The organism is Acaryochloris sp. IP29b_bin.148 (assembly GCF_028285565.1).
Lineage (GTDB): Bacteria > Cyanobacteriota > Cyanobacteriia > Thermosynechococcales > Thermosynechococcaceae > Acaryochloris.
Window position 1 is genome coordinate 1 of record NZ_JANQOY010000224.1, and the last position, 7,435, is coordinate 7,435.

Annotated in this window: 8 protein-coding genes and 1 pseudogene; 5 read left to right on the plus strand and 4 right to left on the minus strand. The window is 48.8% G+C overall.

Going from position 1 to position 7,435, the window contains the following annotated elements:
* A partial coding sequence (locus tag Q0986_RS20180; RefSeq protein WP_366918641.1) for a glycogen/starch/alpha-glucan phosphorylase occupies nt 1-1,908 on the minus strand: 1,908 nt, incomplete at its 3' end.
* 362 nt (nt 1,909-2,270) lie between these two features.
* Here Q0986_RS20180 and msrB point away from each other — a divergent pair.
* The 4 genes from msrB (at nt 2,271) to ilvN (ending at nt 4,927) form a co-directional block, all read left to right on the plus strand.
* Entirely contained in the window at nt 2,271-2,666 is a 396-nt protein-coding gene (msrB, locus tag Q0986_RS20185; RefSeq protein WP_299414902.1) for a peptide-methionine (R)-S-oxide reductase MsrB, read from the plus strand.
* Nucleotides 2,667-2,793: 127 nt separating this feature from the next.
* Nucleotides 2,794-3,336 carry a DUF4333 domain-containing protein gene (locus Q0986_RS20190; RefSeq protein WP_299414904.1) on the plus strand — a complete coding sequence of 181 codons (543 nt, stop codon included), beginning with the start codon at nt 2,794-2,796 and terminating at the stop codon, nt 3,334-3,336.
* Nucleotides 3,337-3,382: 46 nt separating this feature from the next.
* Nucleotides 3,383-4,354 carry an alpha/beta fold hydrolase gene (locus Q0986_RS20195; RefSeq protein ID WP_299414906.1) on the plus strand — a complete coding sequence of 324 codons (972 nt, stop codon included), beginning with the start codon at nt 3,383-3,385 and terminating at the stop codon, nt 4,352-4,354.
* Nucleotides 4,355-4,408: 54 nt separating this feature from the next.
* Nucleotides 4,409-4,927 carry an acetolactate synthase small subunit gene (ilvN, locus tag Q0986_RS20200; RefSeq protein ID WP_212663055.1) on the plus strand — a complete coding sequence of 173 codons (519 nt, stop codon included), beginning with the start codon at nt 4,409-4,411 and terminating at the stop codon, nt 4,925-4,927.
* Between the two features lie 33 nt (nt 4,928-4,960).
* Here ilvN and Q0986_RS20205 read toward each other — a convergent pair whose 3' ends face one another.
* Both Q0986_RS20205 and psbX read right to left on the minus strand, forming a co-directional pair.
* The gene (locus Q0986_RS20205; protein ID WP_299414912.1) at nt 4,961-5,884 is read right to left on the minus strand and encodes a Ycf66 family protein; all 924 of its coding nucleotides are present in this window, start codon (nt 5,882-5,884) and stop codon (nt 4,961-4,963) included.
* A 431-nt stretch (nt 5,885-6,315) separates the two neighbouring features.
* On the minus strand, nt 6,316-6,438 hold the full coding sequence (gene psbX / locus Q0986_RS20210) for a photosystem II reaction center protein PsbX (protein WP_299414918.1): 123 nt from the start codon (nt 6,436-6,438) through the stop codon (nt 6,316-6,318).
* Between the two features lie 267 nt (nt 6,439-6,705).
* Here psbX and Q0986_RS20215 point away from each other — a divergent pair, with 267 nt between their 5' ends.
* Nucleotides 6,706-6,990: a YggT family protein gene (locus Q0986_RS20215; RefSeq protein WP_010477422.1), complete on the plus strand. Its 285-nt coding sequence runs from the start codon at nt 6,706-6,708 to the stop codon at nt 6,988-6,990.
* 83 nt (nt 6,991-7,073) lie between these two features.
* On the opposite strand, the pseudogene Q0986_RS20220 reads toward Q0986_RS20215, so the two are convergent.
* A pseudogene (locus Q0986_RS20220) lies at nt 7,074-7,435 on the minus strand (acetyl-CoA carboxylase biotin carboxylase subunit); the annotation flags it as partial.

Below are 7,435 nucleotides of genomic sequence, written 5' to 3' on the forward strand. Positions count from 1 at the left end.
TCCCACGGAGTTGATCAGCTTGATAATCAGCTTGGCCATAAAATAGCCTGGCGCTGCTTTCCCACCAAAGATAAAGGTGCGAGGCGTAATCTCAATATCCGGATTCGCCTTAATCCGGTTATAGAGGGTGACGATATGGAGCAAGCTGAGATGTTGGCGCTTATATTCGTGGAACCGCTTTGCCTGAATATCAAATAGGGAATCCGGGTCAACGGTGATGCCGTTGTTGTTTTGAATGTAAGTCGCGAGTTCAGTCTTGCTATGCTGCTTAATCCGTCGCCATTCCACTTGAAAGCCAGCATCATCGACAAATTGTTCTAACTGCTGCAGTTCCTTCAGATTTTTTATCCAAGAGTCCCCAATTTTGCTCGTAATCAGCTTACTGAGTTGAGAATTGCTGAGGACCATAAACCGACGGGGGGTCACCCCATTCGTTTTATTGGTGAACTTATAAGGATACATTTCATAGAAATCCCGCAGCACATCTTTTTGCAGCAATTCTGTATGTAGGGCTGCAACCCCATTAATAGCGTGGCTGCCCACACAGGCCAGGTGAGCCATGCGCACATACCGTTCCCCACTTTCATCAATCAGGGACATGCGAATCATCCGTTCCTCATCATCGGGGAACTTAATCCGCACCTCGTCTAAGAAGCGCTGATTAATTTCATAAATCAGTTCTAAGTGGCGAGGTAAAAGGGAGCCAAACAACTCAATGGGCCACCGTTCTAGTGCTTCAGGCAAAAGCGTATGGTTCGTATAGGCAAAGGTCTGATGGGTAATCGCCCAAGCCTGCTCCCAGTCCATCTGGTGATGATCGATCAGCAGTCGCATCAGCTCTACCACAGAAATGGCGGGGTGGGTGTCATTCAGCTGTACCGCAAATTTCTTGTGGAAATTTTCCAAGGGCAAGTTCTGACCATGGAGAATGCGAATCATATCCTGCAGCGAACAGGAGACAAAGAAAAACTGCTGGGTGAGGCGAAGTTGCTTGCCTTGGGATGAATCATCATTAGGGTAAAGGACCTTGGAAATATTTTCCGAGATCATCTTTTCGTAAACCGCCCCCAAATAGTCACCGGAGTTAAAGGACCTAAAGTCAAAGGATTCTGGTGCTTCAGCCGTCCACAGACGCAAAGTATTGGCAGTATTGGTCTGATAGCCCAAGATCGGAGTGTCATAAGGAATCCCTTTGACCACTTGATCCGGTACCCAGCGGGACCGATAGTTACCGTGATCGTCTGTGTAATGTTCGGTGTGGCCGCCCAGTTTAATTTCCACAGACCATTCGGGTCGGGCGATTTCCCAGGGATTGCCCGCGCTTAACCATTTGTCGGTCCGCTCGACTTGCCAGCCATCGCGAATATCTTGATCAAAGATGCCAAATTCGTAGCGAATGCCGTATCCCAAAGACGGAATATCTAAGGTGGCAAGAGAATCCAAATAGCAGGCAGCTAGGCGGCCTAAACCACCATTGCCTAAGCCTGGCTCTTCTTCTTCCTCTTGCAGTTCATCCAAGCTCAGGCCGAGTTCGGCCATGCCTTGATCAACTTGGTCATAAATTCCCAGGTTGATTAGGTTATTGCCTAAATGAGGTCCCATCAGGAATTCTGCCGAGAAATAGGCGACAGTCCGAGACCCCAGTTCAGTATAGGTGGCCGCTGTATTGATCCACCGTTGGAGCAGACGGTCTCTGACGGTGTAGGCCAGTGCCATATAGTAATCGTTGGTGGTGGCTAGGGCCGGAAACTTGCCTTGCACATAGAAAAGATTATTCAGGAAAGCCCGTTTAAGGGTTTCGCTATCCATACCGGTGCGATTGCTTAACTCGCAGCGATCTTGTAAGTCGATAGCGTTGAGAGATAGTTCGCTTGAACCATGAACTTGGGCTGAAGGATTGCTGGTCATTGCACTAAATGAAGAAAGTACCAGGAATAAACGGTCAGCCTCAATTGCACTTGAGAGCTGTGCTCAGATTATTATCATTCAATGTTAATCATGTTTGTGCTGTGCAGCACTAGAACACCCCCCATAACTTCATAATTTAGGATTTGCTTTAGATCTTATAGACAAGCTGTGAGTTCTCTAGCCAACTTAGGGGAAGTCCTCTGGCGATGTCTGCATCACGGCGAGAACCAAAGATGCAAAAGGTAACGTTAGGATTGAGATGAGAGGATAAATGACTCGTCCCAGCGTGGTGGCGATTCTGGTCTTCACTCAATCTCAATCCTTCGACCCAATATTATTCTTCTAAACTGAGAAAAAAATTTATGGAGAAAGTACAGAAAACAGAGCAGGAATGGAAATCTCAGCTGACTCCCGAACAGTTTAAAGTTACCCGTCAGCATGGAACAGAGCGAGCCTTTACGGGGGAATACCATGATTTGAAAACAGAGGGGACCTACCAATGCGTTTGTTGTGGCACAGACTTGTTTGCATCCGACACTAAGTTTGACTCAGGGACAGGCTGGCCTAGCTTTTGGTCTCCTGTCGATCAAACCCATGTTCAGGAAAAGACAGATCGCAGCTTGTTTATGGTTCGTACTGAGGTGCTCTGCGCGGCCTGCGATGCTCATCTGGGGCATGTTTTTAATGATGGTCCCCAGCCAACAGGCTTACGTTATTGTATGAACTCTGCTGCGCTAAAATTTATCCCTAAAAGCTGATGGGATCTCTTCTTCATTGGTGATGAAGTTGATGCATCCAACACCCGTCATCAAAGGTGTTGGATGGCATCTGTTAACTGCCCCCAATTGCATTGAAAGTCTCCCACTCTAGACCTCCGCTAATGCCGTGAACGGAAATACTCGTTGGCAACGATATAGCCTTATCCTTCTACCCGGTCTGCTATTTGCTTGTGCGCCCATCGTAGATGGGGATCGGGTCGGTCGCAGAATTCACCAGGAATTTGAGCGTAAGACAGCAATTGAAGTGCATTCTGTGAAATGTCCTAATGATGTTGAGAGCAAAGCAGGTCAACAATTTGCCTGCAAGATTTATGCCTCAGATGACAAAATCCTCACCACTCAGGTGACCTTAAAAGATGACCAAGGTGATATCTCGTGGTCTGTACAGTCTGGGCTGGTGAGTTTGGGGGTGATTGAACAGAATATAGAACAAACCTTCGAAACGGAGCGTTTAAGCAAGGTACGAGCATCCTGCGATGGCAAATTTAAAATTGCGCACCAAGGCGATACGTTTGAATGTCAGGTTCAGGAAGGTAATGATCACCAGGGCATAGTGACGGTCAAAGTGGCAGATCAAGCAGGAAAGGTCGATTTTCTGTTCCTAGATGCTGCTGATGGTGTACAAGGTGAGCAAGCAGTAGACCCCTAGAGCCTTCGCTAAAATTGAAAGGACATTCGCGGTGCGGTCAGCAAGCTTGAATACAACGACGACTTGGCAGCAAAAAATTGGGCACCAGCGGGACTGGGCTTGGCGAGGATGGCAAACTCGCTACACCTTTATGCGGGCAGTCCAGGAGACGGGCCAGCCCCCCATGTTGTTATTACATGGCTTCGGTGCATCCATTGGGCATTGGCGCTTCAATCTGCCCGTGTTTGCTCAAGACCGAACGGTTTATGCCCTAGACTTGCTAGGATTTGGCGCGTCAGAAAAAGTCTCGACCGACTATCTGGTCACACTCTGGGTAGAACAAGTACATGACTTCTGGCAGACCTATATTCGCACCCCCATCATTTTGGTGGGCAATTCCTTAGGATCTTTAGTGGGACTGACGGCAGCAGCGCTGTATCCAGAAATGGTGGCGGGATTAGCCATGTTAACCCTACCGGATACCTCGGTGTTGGAAAATCCCACTTGGATTAAACCTGCGATCGCACCCTTGAAACTGGCCCTCAACCCCATTGCTGCATTGGCCAAAGCCATTTTCACCTCACCGCCCATCTTCAACCCGTTTTTCCGCTTTATTCGTCAACCCAAGATCATTCGCTCCTGGGTGAAGAAAGCCTATATCGATACCACATCCGTCGAAGATGACCTCGTGGATATTCTCTCCAGTCCTGCTTACGATCAGGACGCAGCAGTCGCGTTACGGGCAATGGTCAACACCATGACTCAGCAGAACGTCCCTCAGTACACCGCAAAAGAGATGCTGCCTCAGTTATCTATCCCTATTCTATTGGTTTGGGGCCAGCAAGATGTCATGATCCCACCCAAGCTGGGACCCCTTTTTGCTCGCTGTAACCCTCGGATACAGCTAGTTGAATTGGACCATGCGGGCCATTGTCCCCACGATGAATGTCCCAATCGACTCAATCCAATCATCCTAGACTGGCTAGCCTCTCACTTCCCGGTGGACGCCCTACAGTCAGAACAGTTGCACTGCGCCTAGATTTGATCGCATAATCAGGCCATTACGCCACCCCCATTGGGGGATGAACCCATTATGAAACATACCCTGTCTGTCTTAGTAGAAGACGAAGCTGGAGTGCTCACTCGGATTGCCGGACTCTTTGCTCGCCGAGGATTCAACATCGAAAGTCTGGCGGTTGGACCAGCCGAGCAAATTGGTGTCTCTCGGATTACGATGGTGGTCCCCGGTGATGACCGGAGTATTGAGCAACTCACCAAACAGCTCTATAAGCTGATCAACGTGCTCAAGGTTCAGGATATTACGGAAGTGCCTTGTGTTGAACGGGAGTTGATGCTGATTAAAGTCAACGCGGCCGCTTCCCTGCGTTCTGAAATTGTAGAAATCGTCCAGATTTTTCGAGCCAAGGTGGTGGATGTTTCTGAAGATGCCCTAACGATTGAGGTCTCAGGTGATCCCGGCAAAATGGTGGCGATTGTACAAATGCTGAATAAGTTCGGCATTCAGGAAATTGCTCGAACTGGCAAGATCGCCTTAACCCGCGAATCACGGGTTAATACGGAATATCTGAAATCCTTAGCGGCCAAAGTCTAACGCCAAAATGAAAGGGAGCGGCGGCTAGGACTTTTAATAACTGCCGTCGTCACTCTCAGGCCCTTCACTTCCTGAATCAGGGCCGGGATATTTGGGTAAATCTAAGGGCTTATAGTCAGCATAATCGCCATTGCCATTCTGGCCATAGGGGTCTGAGGCGTTGCTATCACCAGAATAATCGCTAGAGTAATCGTCAGCGCTGTCATCCCCTGTATTTTTGCGTCGACGGTTTCTCATGGCTTTGACTGCCGATGAGTAATCATCAGGGGTATAGTCCTGATCTTCCAGCTCTCCCGTTAATTGCAGGGGGCGACGACGACGGGGTCGCTCAGTCGATGTCTCGGGAGGGGAAGAGGACGGGGATGAATTATAGCTTTGCTCATACCCATCCTGGGAATAGCTGTCTTGGGAGTAGCTGTCTTGGGAATAGCTACTGTTGCCCTGCTCATAGTCATCATAGGCAGTCCGCTGTCTAGACCGCTGATAGGAGCTGTCATCATAGCTATCGTTGTAGGCATACTCATCTCGCCGAGATCGTCGCTCACGTTCACCCCGAATACGGCGTGGCCGGGAGGGCCGATCATCTTCAAATTCAAGCTGGGCCTCAGACCGCGTACGGCTAGAGCGCTGCTGTCGTCGGGGGCGATAGTCATCCTCGCGATAACCGCCCCGTTCACGCGGCTGCCGCATGGGACCATTATTCGGCAGGCGATTCTGAATATTCTCAATCATCAGCGCCACCAGCATCCCCACTACAATCATTTGTTGCAAGGACAGGGTAAATTCCATCCCCAGATGGGCTAAGAGGATAACCCCTGCAAGCAAGCCGAGAAAGGCATAGACATTATCAGAATCTCGACGGTAGCCAGGCTTGATTTTGTCCAAGAAGAAGAGTGCGATCGCACCGACGATCAGAATAACTCCAACAATTAGAGGGACAGGAGTACCGAAATTCACTGTGGATTGCTCTCTGGGTGACAACTGATAGCCAGGCGCTGCGTACTCAATCAGGAATAAAACGAAGGAGGAACGCTAGGCTGCGGGGAACGAGTACTGAACCGATAGGCCCCCACACGGATCAAACTCTATGCTAGCGAGTTCTGGGCCAAAATGGGATGGGTGGGGCACCCTAGATATGCGCTAGGGGCAAAGCATAACCTGGGCGTTGAGGTGAGTGATACGACAGCAATCGGGGGACCTCTCTAAAAAGAATCAAAAACAAAGAACGGCTGAAAATAGTGTTCAGCCGTATCTGAGAAAGTTTATTTTAAGAAAATTTGCCCCAATGGCATCAATAGTTAAGTCACCAAAACGCTGTTGGAGGTGATCATTGCACTGCAGGTGGACTGTGACAGTCAACGCTAGGGATCAATAATCACCCAAAAAATTTAGCGTCGTACAATTTTATCTTTTTGGCTGAGAAAGATGAATCCACCACCGAGTAGACCCAAAACAAGGGCACCAAAAAGGATGCTATAAAAGAAGCCCTGTAAAGAAGGGGAAATTGCCATTAACGTGGAAGTCATATTTTTTTGATATTACGACAGCATCTCTAATCTTAAAGGTTTGTAAGGATATTGAGAAGTCTTCCTTAACGGCAACTTAGTCATAGCCCCCATACCACCCCTACATTCACATCACTTTTTTGCGCCTTGCTAGCTGCATAGTGAGCTGCCCTTCTCTCCAGCTCCAGTCAGCTTCAAACAACTGCTGCTATGCCAACCCTAGACAAAGCGCTACACTGAAACATATCAGGGTACTGGGTTGGACACCATTTTATGACCATAGAGACACTACTTATTTGGGGCCTCAGCTTTTGCCTAGGGCTGTTTATCTTTCTCTTTATTTTCAGGATTATCCTCACTTGGTATCCCCAAGTAGATCTCAATCAGATGCCGATTGCCCTGGCGACCTGGCCAACGGAACCCTTTTTGATCCCCACCCGTAAACTGATTCCACCAATGGGAGGAGTCGATATCACACCTATTATTTGGGTAGGTATCACGAGTCTGCTACGGGAGGTCCTCCTCGGGCAGCAAGGTCTACTGAGAATGCTGTTCTAGGCTGCTTTTGTCCATCTCACCTTATTGAGGTTGGAAAGTCAGAGTCGATGTCAGCAATCCGCCTAGCAGCCCCATCGAGACCATCATTGCAATCCCATCACTTCTTGAATGAAATTGGTATAAACCTTACCTTGAACAAATTCTGGAGTGTCTAGAATTTTTTGGTGGAAGCCAATGGTGGTGGGCAACCCGGTAATTGCACATTCTTGCAGGGCGCGTTTCATCCGTGCGATCGCAGTCGGTCGATCTCGTCCCCAAACAATGAGTTTGCCAATCAGCGAATCATAATAAGGGGGAATCTCATAATCCGTATAAACATGGGAATCCACCCGCACCCCAGGTCCACCCGGGGGTAGATAGCCATTGATACGTCCTGGGTGGGGGCGGAAATTATGGTCAGGATCTTCGGCATTGATGCGGCACTCAATGGCATGCCCCGTTAGCT